Below are 21775 nucleotides of genomic sequence, written 5' to 3'. Positions count from 1 at the left end.
CTGAAGGCATCGAGAAGTTCTTTATGATTCATACGATTTACTCCCTTCTATGATGTTTTGCACACTCTTAAAATCCAATTTCCCTTGCGCCACCTCTTGCATCAATCCGATGATTTGCTCGTCTGTATACGTGCCCTTTGTTTGATGTGATCCCGCGCTTTGATTGTGTCTTTCCGCTTTCAACGCCAAATGAGCAGAAAGAGCTTGGACAGTCTGACATTCAAGAATTTCTCGGCCGGTCATTCTCATCTGAGTGGTTTTTTCGATATGACGCATCAGTTTTCGGCCAAGAATTGAATCCATCCCGTATTCCAGAAAGTTTCTGTTGAAATTGATTCGATCCTCAGATATGCCCAACTCTCGTGCTAAAAATTGAACAATAATCTTTTGAATATGTGTTTCTCCATTCGGCTCTTCAATCTCTGTTTTCCTGTCTTGTATGTGCGGTTTAATGGCCTCTGATTGTTTATTGCCTGATGAAACCCAATACCGCTCCCTTGCAAATGGATAGCCGGGTAAAGATATCATCCTAACGTCGTCACCTTCATGAAGAAGTTCCCAAGGGATTTGATATCCTTTCGCCCAACACTCCGCAATGTTTTCCAGATTTCTTTCTTTTACGAGGGCTTGCAGGAACGCTTCATCTTGTTCCTCTAACATTCCTTCCGCATCTCCTGTATAAAGAGCTGCCTGTTGGCCTGATACCCCACCATTCTTCATCGCTTCCGCATATTCCTTCAATTTTCGCATCAATTGCTCCTGATTGTTTACAACGATCGCGAGCCTTGTTTCCATGGCTTTTCTCCCCGACTGAAGCGTATATGCAACATCAGGCATAGAAAGGTTTTGATTCTGCTCAAGATACACAATCATGTTCCTGACAGCAGCCTGAAGCCGATCGTCATTTTGGGCTGAAAGCACGATGACCTGAGCTGAATCTTTATGCCGCAGTGTGGACGGCTGCTTCTCTGGGATGTATTCTTCAATGACTGCATGCGCATTGGTGCCGCTGATTCCTGTCGTGCTGATGGTTCCCATCCTCGGCTTCTGATTTTTTCTGATCCACGGACGATTCTCTTTGCAAAGCACAAACGGACTATCTTTAAACTGGATATACGGATTGTCCGATTCACAATGATGAGTAGCCGGTATGGTCTGATGTTTCATTGCCATCAGCATACTGATTAAAGCAACCACCCCTGATGCTGCAAATGTGTGTCCGATTAAGGGTTTGATCGAGCTGATCATGCAGAATTGCTTCTGCTTCGTATATTTGCTGAACACGCTCGTTAACGCTTGAACCTCAAGCGGATCTCCAAGATTTGAGCCGGTACTGTGCGCCATCACATATTGGATATCAAGCGGATTGATTTCATTTTTTTCATAAATACTTTCAATTAATTCCGCTTGGCTGAAAGGATTTGGCGCCGTAATGCCATTGGTCTTGCCATCGTAATTCACACCGCTGGCCTTTATGCAGCCATAAATGTGATCATTATCTGCAATGGCCTTTGATAGTGGTTTCAGGAGAACAGCAGCCACTCCTTCACCTGGCACCAAACCGTTGGCAGCCTGGTCAAATACTTTGCATTGTCCGTTCGGAGAAAGCATTTCGGCTCTAGTCAGCGCCTCAAAAGACATTTGAGAAATATTCAGGCTGACGCCGCCGGCTAAAGCCATTTCACAATCTCCCTGGCGCAGGGCTGAACACGCCTGATGAATCGCCACAAGTCCAGATGAACATGCCGCAGTCAACGCCATATTAGGCCCTTTTAAATCTAATGCATATGCGATTCGCGCAGATAAAGTGGCGTTTTGCGTTCCGTTAATGTAATCCGTATCTCCGGTTAAATGCGCATATTCCCCTTCTTCCACACCTACGTAAACACCACAGGATTTTCCTTTTATTCGATGTCCCATATAGCCGGCGTCTTCAAATGTGTGCCATGCTTCCTCCAGAAAAATGCGTTGGCGCGGGTCCATGCTTTGAGCTTCTTTAGGCGATATTTGAAAAAACAGCGGATCAAACCGGTCGATGTCCTTCAAAAATGCGCCCCATCTCGGCACTGCTTTTTCTGAATCTCTATTAGCTCCCCCCAAATCCAAGCGTTCTTTCGGAATCTCAGAGATACAATCTTTCCCGTTTTGCAGATTATCCCACAGCTCGTGGACCGAATCAGCTTGAGGAAACCTGCCGCTCATGCCGATAATAGCGATAGGCTCGGCGTAATGCTGCCGGACGCTTTTTTTATCGGGATCTGATGCGGGAGCTGCAGGAATTTCCGCATCAGCTTCAGGGAGTTTTTGCGCCTCAAGTACATCATCCCGGTAAAATGCTTCAATCAGCTCTTTGTGATCCGTTAAGAAGAAGCCGATCAATTCCTGTAAAGTCGAATAGCCAAAAAATAAAGCCGGTGTCACTTCAATGTTGAAATGTTTTGATAGCACGTTCGAGAATTTAGCCAAATAGATCGAATCAAATCCGAAGTCGGCCCAATTTTTATTCAAATTCAGCTTGTCCTTTGAGATCTTAAGCAATGTGTGAATATGCTCTTTCAGATCGTGTTCTAAACGCTTTTCAACGCTTAGCGTTTTGATGTCGCCCCTTTTTTCTTGTGCAGCAGACTCTTGAATGGTTGGTTCCTGAATAGCTGGTTCAGTCATTCCTAAAAAGCGGCTGACCCGGCTGGATTGGCCGGCAATCACGAGATGCTGAGCATCGTCCTGAGACAGGATGTGTTCAAATATACGAATGCCTTCATCCGCTTCCAAGAAGCGCTGGCCGCTTGATTTCAGGTACATATCGGTTGTTTCTTCATTACCGATCTTCATTCCGCCATCTTTCCATACAGGCCAGTTGATGACAAACGCACTGCCGCTATGAAGCTCATTTCTGTATTGTGCGTACGCCATCTGGAACCGATTTCCGATCGCATAATCACAACAGCCAAAATCCCCCAAAATCGCAGAAGAAGAAGAAAAATAACAGATAAAATCAAGGGTTTCATTTTTCAGCCATTCATCAAGCGCGATCGTACCGTTGATTTTCGGTTCAATGATGCGCTGGAAGCTATCAATCTCTTTTTCGAAAATAGCTGAATCGCTTTCGATTCCGGCTGCATGTATGACGCCATTAATGGCACCGAATCGGTCTTTCCCCCGCTTCACGCAGTCTCCCATTGCGATAGGATCAGAGACATCTGCTTCTGCATACATGGCTTCGCCGCCTAGATCCTTTAATTCTTTGATTTTCTTTTGCTTTTCGTCATTGAAAGGCGACCGCCCTGTCAAAATAAGGTTTGCGGCATAGTGTTTAGCCAAATGCTTGGCGAATAAATAACCGAGCCCTCCTAAACCGCCTGTAATCAGGTAAGTCCCGCCAGACTTTAATTTGCTGTTGTTGGGTTGTATCGTTGTCTGTTCTATGTGACTTACATATCGTTTCCCATTTTGATACAAAACGGTTTGTTCTGTTGAAGCCTGTAATTCCGTCCACATCTTACGTGTCCAATCATCCATCGATTCTTGTTCTGCCGGCTGAAAGATTCCAGTCACTTTAGTGTGCGGAAGGACAAGCCCGAGTGAACGTTCGAAGCCAATCCATGATTCCAAATAGCTCCGGTCAAGACCATTTTCAAAACGTCCCGCCAGCAGCAGCCGTGAAGGATGAAGCTTTGCCGCGGACATACCTTGTAATAGATAGACAATACAGGAATAGTCCTTTATATAGCTTGCGTCTTCCGCAGGCCACATATAGAGGATTGCATCTGGCTCTCCATGTTCTTGCTGAATGCTTTGGAAAGCTTTTTCAAAAGTGACGGGTTCTTGCCGCACTATCTGATAGCTGTATGGAGACTGTTTGCTGTACACCTCGCCTTGCGAAATAAAAATGACCTTGGTGTCTTGATCTATGTTTTTCACAGATGAAGCGAATGCGGCTTGTTTTTCACTATCGGTCAGAAAACAGATGAGCGTTTTGAAACGTTTCGATGTGAGAGTTGCCGTTTCTTCTTTCCACACTTCCTGAAACGTCATCACCTCGAAAAGTTCCTCTGCTTGCTGTTCATGATGCTGTTCTAAAGGCGCCGGGGCCTTTTCCGGGCCTGGTGCCCAGTAACACTCTTTTGCAAAGGGATATGCCGGAAGACTGATCCGGACAGGCGTTTGGATTCCGTAGAGCTTACCCCAGTCAAAAGACAAGCCTTTCACCCAAAGATCCAGCAGTTTCGTGTATTTCCCTTTGCTTATCCATGCTTCTATAATTTTTTCCGTATCTTCATCAGTCGATAAGACCGCTAACGCTTTTTTGTTTTGATCAATGCGATCCATGTACAGGCTGTCTGCTTTATTTTCAATAAAATCGTTCAGCTTTCTCTCAAGATCCTCTACTGATTCCGCTATAAAGCCTAGCCGTTCCTCCATTGCTTCACGGCCGGTTTGTAAGGTATAGGCAATCCTGATCAGATCTGTTTCACTGTACCTTTTTTCTTGAACGGCTGTGAGCAGCTGTTCTGCTTTTTCTTGAAGCCGTTCCCTGTTTTTCGCTGACAGCACAATCAGCGCAGGTGGATGAGCTTCAGGAGTTTGCACTTCCGTTCTCGGAATATATTCTTCCAGGATCATATGGGCATTGGACCCACCGGCGCCAAAACTGCTCAATCCGGCGCGTCTCGGCACCTCCTGCCCGTCAATGACCGGGCGTTTCCATTCACCAAGCTGCTGCTGAACGACAAACGGCGTATGGCTGAATTCAATGTTTGGATTCAATCGCTGAGCATGCAGCGATGGCGCAATTTGTCCGTATTTAAACTGAAAAAGTATTTTTGTCAGTCCAGCGATTCCGGCCGCACTTTCACAATGGCCGATATTGGATTTGCTGGATCCGATCGCGCAAAACTGCTTCTCTTGCGTATCTTCCTCAAACGCTTTTGTTAATCCCGCTATCTCAATCGGATCTCCCAATGCGGTGCCTGTTCCGTGCGCCTCCAGATAGCTGATGGTTCTGGCAGGAATGTCGGCACGCTCAATCGCTTCTTTAATGACCTGAGCCTGTGCGTGAGGATTTGGAACGGTGTATCCATTTGTTTTTCCTCCGCTGTTAATTGCGCTGGCCTTTATCACACCGTAAATATGGTCGCCGTCCGCTATTGCTTTCTTTAGCGGCTTTAATACAATGGCTCCTACGCCTTCTCCGTCGACAAACCCATCTGCGTCATCGCCGAATGATTTACATGTATCACTAGCAGAGAGCATATTCATGACAGATAAGTTCTGATAGTGAACCGGATCGACAACTACATTGACCCCTCCGGCAATGGCACAATCACTTGATCCGCTATAAATGCTTTCCAGCGCTAAATGAATCGCTGTCAGAGAGGATGAACACGCGGTATCGACTGCCAGACTCGGGCCTTGGAAATTCAGCAAATAGGATATCCTGTTGGCGATAGACCAATAGCCATAGCCGGTCGGATAATTTTTGTTCATGACTCCGGCAAAGACACCGATTTTTCTGCTTGAACAAAGCGTATCAGGCGTGTATCCGGCATCTTCTATACTTGCATAAGCGGTTTGCAGAAATAATCGCTCCTGAGGGTCCATTCTTTCTGCTTCGAGCGGCGAAATCTGAAAGAACAATGGGTCAAACTTGTCCATATCCTTGATAAATCCGCCCCATTTTGTATAAATCGACCCTTCTTTTCCTTTTTCTTTATCGTAATAGGCTCTCCAATCCCAGCGTTCTTTCGGAATTTCCTCTATGCAATTTTTTCCTTCTTTTAGGTTGTTCCAAAAGTCTTCTGCTGTTTCCGCCTGAGGATAGCGTCCGGAAATGCCGATAATGGCAACGTCACGGCTGGCAAGAGCGAGTGTCGGCGTTTCTTTTTCCCCGCTGAAGCCAAGCTTGCGATAGCGCCGCTTTCTTGCAGCGGCCCGTTCAGGCTTCTGTGAAGATTCATTCTTGCTTGCGGCCGGTGTCTGTTGTTGGACATGACGGTCAAGACCTGTCAGTTTCATCAGCGCTTCAGCTTTTGTTTTGATTAAATGCTCCACTAACGCGTCAATGGTCTGATACTCAAAAAATAGAGTGCTGCTTACATGGTCAAATTCCTTACGCAATGTATTCGTCAGCTGGACAACGACGATAGAATCAATACCGTACTTTTCAAGCTGCTCAGATGAATCAATTTTACCTGCAGGGATTTTCAATGTTTCTCCGATTAGTTTTTTCATATATTCTGTGCTTTTTTCTCTGAGGAGAGCATGATTTGATTGTCCAGCTTTCTCCGAATCTATGGTATGAACGTAGGCTGGCTCCTTATTAGCCGCTTGTGAAGCATCCTTCTCCGGCAAGCTCAGATTTTTCATCATACGGCGAACCAGCCCGTTGCTTGAGGCTGCGACAATTTGGTGACTGAGATCATGGGCCGCTTCGGCCGGGAAAAAGACAGATTCAAAGCCTTCGCTTTCAAGTGCCGCTTTCCAGCTTTCAGGATATAAGCCTGGGCAGCCGGGAATCCGCACTGCAGGATCTTCATACAGCCACCAGCCTTCCAAAAGACCAAAGGTGATATGAGGGAACAGACTGTTTCCCGCCATTTCATTCAGCAGCAGCATTCCGTTGGTTTTCATCACTGCTTTTGTATGCCGCAGGGTTTGACGGATATTTTTTGTCGCGTGAAGAACATTCGCCGCAATGACGACATCATAGCCGCCAGCCTCGATTTCCTGCTGGTCAATCGGTTTTTCCACGTCAAATAGCTGATACGTCAGGTACGGATTTTCCGCCCCATACTCCTTTTCTGCATGCAGCAAAAATGCTTTCGACAGATCTGTATAGCAGTATTCTTTGATGTACTTTTGATATGGTTTCAGTTTTTCAAAGATTCCGGCACTCGTGCCGCCTGTGCCTGCGCCTATTTCCATAATGCGAATCGATGCCTCAGGATCATGCTTCAGCCGCTCATTCAGATAAGCTATTAATGTATCGGCAAGCACTTTATTAAAATAGTCTGCGACTTGATTATGCTTATAAATGCCTTCCACCAATTCCATTGAGGAATGCGGGAACATGATATCTGTGGCAGGCACTTTTCCTGTCAAAATATCCGGTAATGATTGCAGCATGGTCTCCGCTAAAACAACCATCGCCTTCGTATTGCTGTCTTTGAGCCATTTTTCTTTTTTATCATCCCATTCTTGCCAAAGCAGCGTGATATCCTCTGCTTGGTCCTTCCTTACCAATGAATCTCCATCTTTCTTAAGATAGTCTTGCTGCAGAAGGAATTCACTGCTTTGCAGCAGCCATTTTTCATAAAATTCACGAGTCTTGTATTGCGAAAGCCGTTCGACCGATAATCTATGACCATCAAACAGCCCGGCCGTTTGCAGCTGGCCTAACAACAGCCTGTAAAGAAGATCGTCCAGTTCTTCATGTGCCACTCTTTGTAACTGTCCTGTTTTCGGCAGGCGCTCCTTCAGGCTTTCAGCGTCTGCTAAAGGGTTCTCCGGATAAAGGAAGATGAATTCATTCTGATTCACGCCCTCGACTGCGACTGGTTTCGTCGTATGAATGAAAGCCGTTTGGCTGACTGGCCCAGAAAGCAGAACCTCCAGCGCCTTCATGCCTTCCGCAGGCTCAATTAAACCTAAGCCGATTTGATCCATGAGCTGGACATACTGTTCATCCTCGGCCGCTTCACTGTTCCCCCAATATCCCCAGTTCATCACTTTAACAGGGCAAGCCCAGCTTTTGGAAAGCTGGTGAGCAAACGCATCAGCAAATGCGCATCCAGATGCATAATGGCTTTGCTTGACATTTTTGATATGGGCTACAAGCGATGAGAAGAATAAAACAAAATCTACATTCTCCTGATGGAACACTTGGGCCATCCGAATACTGACATCGATCTTCGCCGCCAGTCCGGCGGTGAACTCCTCCAGCGTCATATTTTCCAGGCTTTGTTCAAATAAAACCATCGCAGAGTGAACAATCCCGTGAATATGAGGATGGCGTTTTTTCACTTGATCATAAGCCTGCTGCAATGAATGCTTATCGACAGCATCGGCTGCGATATAGAAAGGCTTAGGGCCAAACGCCGAAAGACGGTCTATTTTCGACTGGATGGCAGCATTGATTTGACTGCGTCCAATCCAAACGATTTGCGCCTGGTAGCGGCGGATCATGTACTCACTCCATGCCTCTCCGATGTACCCGGCGCCTCCAATGACCACATACACTCCGCCATTTCGATATAGCGCGTCATTTGACGGCGAGTGCCGATATGGGATCAACTGCTGCTGATGCCATTCTCGATTCCGATAGGCCCAAGCGTGTCCAAGACGGTCAGCAGGGAGCGTAAACATTTGATATACCGGCCATGTGCAGTCTTTTTCAAGATCAAGAAGACGGATTTTCCAATGCGGATACTCCTTTGCAATTGTGCCGGCAAGCCCATGAATACTTGCATGAGCGGGTTGTACAGTCTCTTGTTGCGTAACCGGCTGCGCTTGGACGGTCACAAGAGACCATTCAAGTTTTTTCTCACTATAGCCTAATTGCAGACATGCTTTCACAAGCTTAAATAAGTGAAGAACAGATTCTTCTTGTCTGTCACTGCATACATTTTCCGGGTGTGACGGGGCAATCCACAATACATGGTCAATGCTTCCGTACGCTTGCAGCTTGTCCGCTATTGCATCAATGTCATCTGCAGGACGGATATCGATAAAGGAAACCTGAGGATAATGCTGCTTTATTAACGTCCGTTCACCTTCAGCACCGCCGCATAAAACAGCTCGCGTACCAGTAAACCCAGCATCGCCCTCCTTATCTGGAGAAACCGGTTCCCAGACAGGGAGCATCATCGTATGGCCAGTCAGCGGAGAATCAGCTGCTGTTTGAGGTTCGGCCTGCTGTTGTCCGTCAAGCACCCGCATCGAAGCACCCTTCATGCGTACACAAACGTTCCCGTTCTCATCACATAAATCAATATCATACTTTCTGACTTTGTCCTCCTCTTTACTGTCTGAACTATATCGAATATAAGACCATATCTCCTCTGGACACGGGCTGAAAATATCAAGCTCCTGCAGTGCAAACGGGAGAGACAGCTGTTGAGCTTGTGCGTCAGCATTGACTGAGCTGACGATAAAACCGACTGTGGCATGGAATGCGGAATCCATCAAACTCGGATGGAGCGCAAACTGCTGCTTACCTTCTTTTAGAAAAGCAGGCAGCGAGATTTTTGCAAGCAATTGATCATGTCCGACAAGCACTTTTTCAATCCCTTGATAGCCCTTTCCATAGTCAAGCCCAATCTTTCGAAACGCCGTATAGCATTGCTCTGACGTCACTGTATCCAGACTGCATTGTGTCTGTATTGATGCAAGGTCTAAAACAGGAATGTCCGCTTCAGATGAAATGACGGCACGACCTTGGCTGTGCATCAGCGGGGTTTCTTCTTTATTTTCAGAGCTGCTGTAAATATCAAAGGAAATGTCCCCGTTATCTTCAGGATAAAGGCCAATATGTATTTCTTTTGGTTCGCTTCCCATCGTGATCGGGCGGATCCACACAATGTCTTTAAGCGACACAATTCTTTGTTCGTCTTCCAAATCACCCGCAGCTTTTTCCGCCGCTTCCCTCGCCATTTCTAAATAGGCAACCCCCGGCAAGATTTTCTGTCCTTGCACAACATGATCAGATAGGAAAAATTCCTCGCCTGTAAAAACAGAGCTAAAACGCTGCTCAGTAAAGTCTGATGTATTACGGTGCACCAACGGATGTAAGGTATGACTCACGGTACTCGTTTTCGTTACAGGAGCCGGTATCCAGTAGCGCTCTTTTGCAAACGGATAAGTCGGAACGCTGATTTTAAGCGGCTTGCGATCGCCGTATAGGTCGTCCCAGATGACCCGCTTTCCTTGAACCCATGATCCCGCCATTTTCTGCAATTCAATATCAGTTGTCATGTTGTTTCTCAGCGCATTCTCCGATGTTGGCCCGGCGGCCTCCTGATTCTCCTTGGCTTGTCCGGTCCAGCAGCCGTCGATCTCTTCTTCACCATTTGCAAACGCCTGAAGTTTAGCAGTTAGATCTTTTATGTCCTTCACGATGAAGGCCGCCCGCTCCTCCATTTCCACCCGGCCTGTCTGTAATGTATAAGCTAACGCTGCAAGATTGACATCCTCACTCAGAAAATCAAGAAGTTTAACAGCATAAGCCTGCAGCCGATCTTTGTTTCTCGCGGACAGCGGGATCATGATTTCTTCACTTTTCGCTAAAACCGGCTCTAAATGGCTCTCAGCAGGAATGTATTCTTCTAAGATAAGATGCGCATTTGATCCTGAAGCGCCAAATGAACTTAAACCGGCGCGGCGGGGATATGTGACGTCCATCCCGTTTTCTGTCAATGAAGGCTGCTCCCATTTTTTCGTTTCATGCTGGACAAAAAACGGGGTTTGATCGAGCTGCAAATATGGATTCAGCTCTTCTGAGTGTAATGACGGCACCAATGTTTTATGATGCAGCTGCAAGACAGTCTTCGTTAAACCGCTGATGCCGGCCGCAGCTTCGGCATGGCCAATATTTGATTTCACCGAACCGATTGAGCAGAATTGCTTGTCTTGTGTATTGCGGCTGAAAGCCTTCACCAATCCTTGTATTTCAATCGGATCTCCTAATGAGGTGCCAGTGCCATGGGCTTCAATATAGCTGATGGTTCGCGGATCAATTCCTGTTTTCTCTAAGCACGCTTCGATGACATCAGCTTGTGCGACCGGACTCGGAACTGTAATTCCGCTTACTTTTCCTACATGATTAATCGCACTGCCTTTGATGACAGCATAGATCCGATCGCCGTCCTGTTCAGCTTTTCGCAGGGGCTTTAACAATACGGTACCGACCCCTTCTCCGGACACATACCCGTCACCGCCTTCGCCAAATGTATGGCAATAGCCGTCACTTGAGTGCATTCCCACACTGCCGTAGCTGATATATTTAGCCGGGTGCAGTGACAAATTGACACCTCCGGCAAGCGCGGCCTCGCATTCTCCATTCCGTATGCTCTCTATTGCCAGATGAACTGCCGTTAATGAGGAAGAACAGACTGTGTCCACTGCCATGCTTGGGCCGTGGAAATTACAATAGTAAGAGACCCTGTTGGCAATTTGCGCCTAATTCAGCGATAAAGGAAACGGATTGTGTTCTGATAGAGCCTCCGCTCCTATAAGGGAGTAGTCCTTATGCATAACACCGGCAAATACGCCGACATGCTGCCTTTTATGTTCTCCCTGCGGTGAAGCAATTGTCTCTGGTGTATACCCCGCATCTTCAATGGCTTCCCAGCACGTCTCTAAAAATAAGCGTTCCTGAGGGTCCATGGTTTCCGCTTCACGGGGTGAGATCCTGAAAAATTGAGGATCAAAGCAATCAGCATCCTCGATAAACCCGCCCCATTTCGAGAATGGCTTGCCTGCAGGTGAATCCGATCCATTGTTTTCCTTCCATTCCCAGCGTGAGTTAGGAATCTCTGTGATGCAGTCGGTACCTGCCTTGAGATGCTCCCAAAATTCCTGTATGTTTTTTGCCTTAGGATAACGGCCTGCCATTCCGATAATGGCAATATCCTCCCCGATCTCTGGTGAAGAGGGATCGGCGTTTGAAGAAACTTGTATTGGTGCAGGAGACTGGCGGACTGTATCGTCCGCCTCTCCCATTGAATAGTGATCAGCAAGATGCGCAGCCAGTTCTGCAATCGTTGTATATTCAAACAGCAGCGTCGGAGAGAGAGCCGCTCCAAGCTTATCACCTATCTCCTGAACCACTTTAAGCAAGGATGGTGAATCCAGCCCAAGCTCATAGTATCCGGCGTGGATATCTATTTGTTCTGAAGGCCTTTCAAGCTGTTCAGCAAGCAATTGACGCAAATACGATTCAAATTCGGTATATCCCCGATCGGGATTCTGAGAAACAGCATGTATTTCTTTTGCAGAATGAAAGCCTGCCCCATCCCGTACAGACTTGCCTGCAAACTGTTTCAGCTCGGCCACTTTTTGTCCTGATGAATTAAAATATTCAATCGTCATATAAGTGATTTCGTTCATCTGGCGCACTGATGAAGAAAGGATCCGCGCTGTACATCCTTTTTGCAATCGTTCTGATGCTGAAAACGATTCATAACACAACGGCAGATACATCGTTTGATCCGAGAGCAGGCAGCTTGAACCTATACCGCTGCCGTCAATGAGTGTCGGATGAAACAGAAACGCTTCAGAGTGGCGCAGCGCTTCCTGTCCGACTGCTAAATCAATCAAGGCACCCTCCTTGGTTTCATAAATCTGCCCTTCCGCTTTCATCATGCCTGTATGCACTAATTGTTGAGATCGGCATTGTTCATATATCTCATCCAAATTCAGAATCCTGCTGGCTGTACGTTTCCACTGATTCAGGTCTATTGTTTCTGCAAAAGCAGTCCGCTCTTTACGACGCATGTCAGCCGTCACATATTGTCTTTTGTCCGATAGCGACTCACCATGCTGTTTTTGTCCGTCAATGATGATCGACCATGTTCCTACCTTGCTTTCAGTCACATGAATGGTCAGGGCAATGTCATGCGATTCGTCTGCGGTCAAAGGGTAAAAAATGGTCAGATTTTTTAATTCAAGCTCTTGGTATGCGTAACCATGTTCTTGGAATACTTGGTAGATCAAATCTATATAAGCAAGGCCGGGTAATAACGCTTGTCCATATACTTTATGGTTGGACATGATCGGATTATTTAATGAAATGTGCAATTGTTCAGTTATCATTTTCCCACTCCTCTCTTATTTGAAAGTTTTCCAAAACATTTCTTTAGAAGCCCCCGTGCCTGAAAGCTCTTTTTTCTGCGCGGTTTGAGCTGATGATTCTGTTAAAACCGACTGCCGATTTAATTCCGGCAGAGGCAAAGGTTTTCTTCTGATTGGACGCTCAGCCGAATCTTTCCAAGCTTCCACAATCACATGGGCATTTGTGCCGCCATCGGCAAAACAATTGATTGCCGCAGCCGGCGTTGTCTCTCTCCAATCGGCTTGCGATTTACAGAAATACAAATCTGTTTCATCTATATCAAAATGCGGCATGTGTTCATCACCTGACAGGAACGGGACCAATTGTCTATGTTTCAGCATTAAAGCGACTTTAATCAGGCTCGCTATTCCTTCTGCACATAAAGGGTGGCCGATATTAGGTTTCACTGATCCCAGCCCTAACGGCGACTTTGAGCCGGAACGGTAAATGGATTGAATCGCCTTCAATTCAAGTAAATCTGTCACCGCTGATCCCGAGCCATTCGCTTCGAGATAACTGATCTCTTCGGGCTTTTTGCCGCTTTTTTCAAGTGCTGTCAGCATGACATCCTTTTGCGCCTCGAGATTTGGTGAAGAAGGCCCTGCCGTTCTTCCGTCATTGTTAACAGCGGCAGCTTTAATGACAGCATATATGGAATCTCCGTCTTCGAGTGCTTGGCTGACGGTTTTGACGAGAACCATGCCCACGCCCTCTCCTAAAATCACACCGTTTGCCCGCTTATCAAAAATATGGAATGACGGCTTGTCACATAAGAGCCCGCGCTCCTGAAACATGTGAAGCGCATCAGCATCAAGCAAATTGACGCCGCCGACAACCGCCGCCTCAATATCTCCGCTTCGCAAATCCTGAATGGCCATATTCAGCCCGACCAGCGCGGAAGAACAAGCAGTATCCAGTACGATACTCGGTCCCCTTAGGTCAAAAAATTGCGAGATGTTAGCCGCTAAATAGTTTTGTCCGCCAGCCACAATCGGATTTTTTGCTTTTGATAGACTGGACGGATCAGGCTTGTGCTGGCTGCGGCCCCCTATATAAACACCAGCCCTCATGCCTTTCACTTCTTTCTCTGTGTAACCGGCGTGATACCACAGCTTCAGGCTTTCCTCCAATACGGCCAAAGCTTGAGGGTCCATCGCCCTGACATCGTTCTCGGACATCATGAAGAACTTATGATCAAATCGGTTGATTTCATCAATGATACCCGCGTAATTCGAGCCGGAATAACCGAATCGTTCATGTGGTACAGGTTTAATCGCAGACCGTCCATCACGTATTAAATCCCAGTATGCCTCAAGCGTTTCCGCACCCGGAAATCTGCAAGTAAGACCGATGATGGCGATATCCTCAGCAAGAAGAGCCGTTTTTCCATGACTGTTCTGTTGCGGACGCTGTTCTGGTATAGGTTCCTGTTTCATTGCCGACTCAGCAGGTGTCTGTCTCTCAGAAACAGAATGATGCAAAACAGCTGACATGTCATATTTCGATATGAGCCAATTTGCAAAGGATTCTATTGTCGGGTATTCAAATAAAATGGATGGATCAATATCTCCGTTTAACGCCTGGTTCATCTGCTGTACCAGCTGAGCCAATATAATTGAGTCGATTCCGTATTCTTGGAAAGTTTCATCCGTTTCAAAGTCTTCAGCTGCTATCTTTAGTTCATCTGAAAAAAGAGTGACGAGCCAGCCGACTGTTTCAAGGAACAGGTTTTGATTGCCGTCTTGTTCTTTCCTCTTAGGTTGTGAGAGGTCTTCAACAAACAGTGACGGCTGCATAAAGTTATCCGGCCTCCAACCATTTGTATCTGGAATTGCCGGCAGCACGACAGCATGATGTGTATCGGATAGAACCTGATCCAGCAGCTGTAATCCCTCATCGTTTCTCAAGCTCACCATTCCAGTCTGTTCAATAGCTTTGCTGCGAACCTCACCTAAACCGGTCTCCTTCCAGTTTGGCCACTGAATGCTGACAATTGGACATTCATCTTTATGGGCCTCTGCAAAATAATCCATAAAAGCATTCGCCATCGCGTAATCAGCTTGTCCGGCTGCAAGAACAGGAATGGCAGCTGACATTGATGAAAACAAGGCAAAAAACGCCAATGGTTCGCCTTTAAGCAGGTGAAACAATGTTTGCAGGCCTTCAACTTTCGGTTCAAGCACCTGTTCGATTTCTTCTAGTGATTTTCTGATAAATGCCGGATTCTGTTTGTTCACCTTCCCGGCACAATGGATGACGCCGCCAATCGGTCCCATTGTTTCGTGTATGGTCTTCAGGCTCTGGTCGACAGCCAATGAATCGGTCAGATCCAGAGACAGCACTTGAACTTCCGCACCCATGGCTTCTAGCTCTTGAATGACTTTTATTTTTTCGGCAACCGAGTCGTCGGCGTCTCTTACCAAATTCCACTGATCGCGCGACGGAAGCTCTTTCTGGCCGATGAGCACCAGGTGCTTAACACCGTATGTTTTCACAAAATGCCGCGCACACAACGCACCAAGACCTCTTGTTCCGCCTGTAATCAGCAGGACTTTATCTGATGAAAACGATACTTGCTTATGAGTAATCTCGGAGTTTGCTGGTTTCTCTGCCAAATATGCGCGATACCTCTGTCCGTTACGATAGCAGACTTCTGATTCTGTACGATCAGCATAAAACTCGTCTGCAATCAGTCTGGCCATCTCCTCATGAGAGGCTGCGGAATCCATGTCAACGTGTCTTGATGTTAGGTGGCTGTACTCGCTTTGAAGCATACGGTATAAGCCAGCCCGTGATGCACCAGACAATTGAACAGTTTCATTTTCGTAAGACTCCAGCCCCTTCGTTACGCCCAAGATCGTCAAATGATGCTTGCTAGTACGTCCTTGCTCGATCAGTTTTTGGAGCCAGTTAATCCAGTTTACAGACTGCTCGTGGCCCGTTCCGCACCCAATCAAATCGACAGCTCCAGCAATACGTTCAAGGTCAGCAGCAGATACAAAATCGAGCTTTTGACTGTCAAATATACGGTAATTCGAGAAATACGCCGAAAGCTCTTCCGCCAATGCCCTTGTCTCCTCATTTGCTAATATGGCAACGGTTTGATTTGTACGTTCTGCCGGTTCGATCGGACAATGCTGCCACTGTTTGTGCAAAAAGCAGCGCTTCATAATCGGTTCGGAATAAGGCAGGTGTGAGCCGCTGTTTTCGGGTTTGTCTTCTTGTTTTGGCAGCCAGTAATATTCTTCTGCGAACGGATAAGCAGGCAGACTGATTCGGCGAGGCCAGTGATCTCCGTAAAGTCCGTTCCAATCGATCTGTAACCCTTTCACCCATAATTCCGCCACTTTCTCCAGCCTTTTCTTCTCTATCCATGTTTGCAGCAATGCTTTGGCATCATGATCTGTTTCAAACAGCTTGATTTCGCTTTTTTTCAATTTCGCATGAGCAGCAAATATGCTGCCATTCGGCACATCTGCCAAATAATCATCTAAAGCTTTGATAACCGCTTCTTTCGAATCCGCCAAAAATGCCAACCGATAATCCATCGCTTCCCGGCCCGTCTGAAGTGTATATGCCATATCCTCAAGATTGATTTCTTCAGTTGAATTTGCAAAATCCTTCATTACCTTTGCATATGCCTTCAACTGCTGCTCTTTTTTCGCCGAGAGCACAAATAATGTCGAATGAGGCTGCTTTGTTAATCGATCATTCCTGTTTTCAGGCTGATACTCTTCTATCACGATGTGGGCATTCGTTCCGCTATATCCGAAAGAGCTGACACAGGCTCTCCGCGGTTTTCCATCAGATGTTTCCCAAGACTTAAGCTCGGTATTTACATATAAAGGAGAATGTTCAAATTGAAAATGCTCATTCGGTGTCGTGAAGTTCAAGGTCGGCACCAGTGTTTTGTGATTCATACACAGTAACACCTTTTGAACACTGGCTACTCCGGCCGCCGCGGATGTATGGCCAATATTGCTTTTGACTGAACCGATTGCGCAAAACTGTTTTTTGTCTGTTTTTTCTTGAAATACGGTGGACAGAGCCTCTAATTCAATTGGGTCGCCCTGTTTTGTACCTGTGCCGTGCATTTCTACATAACTGATACTCTCAGGATGTATGCCGTATGTTTCATATATGTCTCGTTCCAGATCCATTTGGCTCTTCGCACTCGGAGCTGTGATTCCGTTTGTTTTCCCGTCCTGATTAATACCCGAGCCAATGATGATGCCATAAATATGGTCACGGTCCGCTTCTGCATCTTTCAGCCTTTTCAGAACCAGCGCACCCGCACCCTCGCCGGGCACAAACCCATTCGCGCCATTATCAAATGCTTTACATTGTCCATCAGGTGAAAGCATGCCGGCTTCGCACATACTGATGTAAGATTCCGGCGTCAGGTATAAACTGACACCTCCGACAAGCGCCATATCAATTTCTTTGTTTATAAGTGCCTGCCGCGCTAAATGCGTGCCGACCAGTGAAGATGAACATGCGGTGTCAATAGGAATAGCAGGCCCTTTTAAATTAAGAAAATACGGAATACGCGCCGCGGCGATCGCAAAGCTGTTCCCGGTGGCGTTTGCTCTCGCCTGCCGATTCAGCATGACCCCATATTCATTGCTCATAATGCCGAGATAAACGCCGCATTTTTTCTCATTTAATGTTCGGGCGCTATATCCAGCGTCTTCAAAGGCTTTATAGCCTTCCTGCAAAAAGATTCGATGCTGCGGGTCCATCAGTTCAGCTTCTGACGGCGGAATATTAAAAAACAACGGATCAAAATGTTCAATATCATCAAGCATTCCCATTGATTTACAATAGACTTTCCCTTTTTTGTTCATGGCAGGATCATAGTATTTGCCAACGTCCCACCGTGATGTTGGAATGTCCCGAATGGCATTTCTCGCATGAACCAGGTTATCCCAATATTCTCTTACATTACTGGCGCCCGGGTACCTTCCTGACATCCCGACAATGGCTATCGCATCCTCCCGGTGATCTTGAGGAATAGGAGCCGGTTTCTTCTCGTTTTCTTTCTTTTGGTATTGAACTGGCTGAAGCGGACGCTCTGACGGCTTTGGTGCTGTCGGCTGTTTAACAGTTTCAGAGACTTCATACCGCTCTGTCATTTCTTGTTTTCTATCAAGATGCGTTCCAAGCTCAGACTTTAGCATCTCGGCAAAATCATGTATCGTTGGATAATCATACACTTTGGTGACTGAAAATGACGTGCCATATTGTTTATTCACCGCTTTTATCCATTCGAGCCCAGTAATCGAGTCCATCCCGATATCAATGAATGCTTCGTCAATATCCACCTCGTGCGGCTCCATGAATAACACGTTTGCTATCGTCTCCCTCAATTCTTCATGCAGCGTTTCAATCGCCCCAGTGTATTGGCTTGATGCGGAAATTTCAGCTGCTGCATATTGAATGGCTTCTTTAGGTTCCTCCCGCAACGGCTGCTGATGCTCTAACGGCTGCAGGGAGATATTGTCCGGTTTAGCAGCTGCTGTTTTCTGTTTCACCGGCGCGTACATCTCCATTTGCTTCGGAGCATCGCTTGCTGCTGTTTTCTCCCCAATCTGTGCGCTTAACTCATGCGCTAAGTAAACAGCGAAATCACGTGTTGTCGGGTAATCATAAACCTTGGTGACATTTAGTGATGTGCCATACCGTTTATTTATTGCTTTGATCCATTCGAGCCCGGTAATCGAGTCCATTCCGATATCAATGAACGCTTCGTCTGGATCAACTTCGTTTTGATCCATATAGAGCACTTCCGCTAAGCTCGCCGTCAGTTCATCGCACAAGGCTTCCGCCGTGATCGTCTCTGTTTCTGTATTTGATGGAAGCGGAGATGCCACACGCTGCAAACGATCCTGATTGGCCGTTAAAGGCTGTAACGCTATATTGGCAGGCTTGCCGCTGGCTTCTCTGGCTGTAGACGCCTTTTGAATGACGGGCTGCAGCGCAACAGCCGGTTCCGCTGTTCTTTTTTCCTCAGCCTTTGCTTTCACATCTATCCAATAGCGATCTCGTGCAAAAGGATAGGCGGGTAAACTGATGCGCCGCGGTTTTTGATCCTGATAGAGCGTGTTCCAGTCGATACGCAAGCCTCTTACCCAAAGGTCTAAAACCTTCGCATACTTTCCTTTTTTCATCCATGCCTCGATTGTTTTTGACATATCTTCATCAGCGGCAAAAGCGGCAATGGATTCTTTGTTGCGTTTCACTTGGCCTCGATAGACATCTTCACGATTGTCCGTTCCGGAAATCCATTCATTCAGCTTTTCTTCAAGCTCCTGCATATGTTCAACAACGAACGCCAAACGTTCATTCATCGCTTCACGTCCGACTTGCAGCGTATAGGCGATTCGGTGCAAATCTGCTTCAGCATATCTTTGTTCACGAATGGCATGCAGCAATCGTTCCGCCCGTTTCTGAAGTTTTTCCTCATTTTTTGCGGAGAGCACAATGACAGCCGGCTGTTTGCCTGCTGGCGAACGTTCCTGCTCAGATTCGGCAACATACTCTTCTAGTAAAATATGGGCGTTTACTCCTCCGGCGCCAAATGAAGAGATGCCTGCGATTCTCGGAAACTCAATGTCTTTTCCATCGACAGAAATGATCGGCCTCTTCCATTCCTCCAGCTCTTGCTGCACTTTAAACGGTGAGTTAAGGAAATCAATATTCGGGTTCAGCACATTTGAATGCAGGGAAGGCGCCAGCTGCCTATGTTTCATTTGGAGCAATACCTTCGTTAATCCTGCGATACCTGCCGCACTCTCACAGTGCCCGATATTTGATTTGGCAGAGCCTATTGCACAAAATTGTTTGTCATTCGTACCTTGTGTAAACACTTTGGACAGGCCTGTCATTTCAATAGGATCGCCGAGCGAGGTTCCTGTGCCGTGCGCTTCAATATAACTGACTGTCCGCGGGTCAACCTTAGCCTCTCCAAACGCCTTTTTGATCACATCAGCTTGGGCATTCGGGTTTGGAACTGAGTAGCCGTTTGTTTTTCCTCCATGGTTAATAGCCGTCCCCTTAATGATTCCGTATATGTGATCGCCATCTTCAACGGCTTTAGACAATGGTTTTAGAAGCACTGCTCCAACGCCTTCTCCCGGCACATATCCGTCTCCGTCCTCCCCGAAGCTTTCACATCGGCCTTTGCTGGACATAAATTTGTTCTGCCCAAGCATCAAATATTTATTTGGGTGGATTGACACATTCACGCCGCCCGCGAATGCCGCCTCGCACTCGCCACGCTGTAAGCTTTGGCATGCCAAATGAACAGCAGTTAAGGAAGAAGAACACATGGTGTCCAAAGCAATACTCGGCCCATGAAAATCAAAATAGTAAGATACCCGGTTTGCGATGGATGATGGATTTCCTGTTAAAGCCAGAGACCTGCCGCGCACCTGCTCTTGTGCTCCGTACAGCTGGTATTCTTCGTACATGACACCGACGTACACCCCGACGCTCCCGCCAAGCTCCGAGTCACGCTTACGGCCGAGACGCTCTCTTGTATATCCTGCGTCTTCCATCGTTTCATACACGCACTGCAAAAATAAACGTTCCTGAGGGTCCATTAATTTTGCTTCACGCGGCGAAATATGGAAAAACTGCGGATCAAACTTGTCTACATCCTTCATGAAGCCGCCCCACTTGCTGTAGGTTTTTCCAGGCTTGTCCTTATCTTCATCGTAATAGAGACGATGATCCCAGCGGTCTTCAGGAATTTCTGTAATACAGTCTTGCCCGTCCCTCAGGTTTTCCCACAATTCCTCAATGTTGTCTGCCTGTGGATAGCGGCCTGAGATACCGATGATCGCAATTTCTTCCGTTTCCTTTTCTCTTGACTGCTTTTGCTCTTTCCCTTGCAAAGGAAGAAAACCAGACTTTCTTTGTGTAACCGTGATGTCTTTCTTTTCAGGTTCTGATTTTTCTTCAACGGAAGGTTTGTCTGTTTCAATTCCCAAGATGTCCAGCAGCTTTTCTCTGTGGGTATCAATAAAATATCGGGTTAATGACCGAATATCCTGGTATTCAAAGAACAATGTCTTGGACAAAGAACCGAATACTTTTTCTAATTGACTCGTTACATGCATGATCATGATAGAATCGATCCCATAATCCTCAAGAGGAGCTTCAGCATCAATCTGGCCTGCCGGCAGCTTGATAACCGAAGAAAGCACTTGCTTCACATAATTCTCTGCTTTTTCTCTCAATGTCTCATCATCGACGCCCAGGACAATGTCTGCTTTTTCCGTAACCTGATTGTCATTTCTATTTTTCGTTTTGTAAGTTTGGCCTTGACTATGACCCGTTTCATATAAAAATGCACGAATCCGATTGGCAACACCGGAAGCCACTAACAGCTGCGGCTTTCCTGACGCCCAGCCATGGTATAATGCCTGAATCCCATGCCCTGTTTCCATGGCCACCATGCCTGTTTCTTTTGTCAGCATCCTTGCAGTTTCGGCATCAATACGCATGCCCCCGTCTTTCCATAGCGGCCAGCACACCGAAAGAGTTCTCCCGTAACGTTTGTACAGTGCTGCTTGGCCATTTCGATATTCGCTAAATGCATTCATAAATGCATTGGCCATTGCATAATCAGCCTGTCCCGCGCTTCCCACTGCTCCGGCACCTGAGGAAAAAAGGATAAAGAAGTCGAGCGGAATCTCTTTCGTTGCTTCGTCAAGATGAATCAGTCCGGATACCTTTGGACCGAGCACGCTTTGAACTTCTTCTTTCTTTTTCTTCATAATGAAATTATCTTTTATCATACCGGCGCTATGAATAATGCCGTCCAAGCCGCCGTAAGCGTTTTGAACCTCTTCTATTAAGGAATCAACAGCTTGTTTCTCTGTCAGATCGGCTTTTCTATAAACCGCTCGAACACCAAGTTTCTGCAGGTCACGAAGCATC

Annotated in this window: 1 protein-coding gene and 1 pseudogene (1 of these 2 only partly in view); both read right to left on the bottom strand. The window is 46.7% G+C overall.

What is annotated here, in order from left to right:
• Positions 1-21: 21 nt before the first annotated feature.
• Positions 22-12810: pseudogene (locus tag EFK13_RS09440) on the bottom strand (type I polyketide synthase).
• A gap of 15 nt (positions 12811-12825) precedes the next feature.
• Positions 12826-21775, bottom strand: the 3' portion of a protein-coding gene (locus EFK13_RS09435; protein WP_129505647.1) for a type I polyketide synthase. Its footprint extends 4694 nt past the window's final position; the window shows 8950 of its 13644 coding nt (coding positions 4695-13644); its start codon lies beyond the right edge, outside the window; it ends in the stop codon at positions 12826-12828.

This window comes from Bacillus cabrialesii (assembly GCF_004124315.2).
Taxonomy (GTDB): domain Bacteria; phylum Bacillota; class Bacilli; order Bacillales; family Bacillaceae; genus Bacillus; species Bacillus cabrialesii.
The sequence above is the reverse complement of the archived record's forward strand: the minus strand, read 5'-3'. Positions and strand labels throughout refer to the sequence as shown.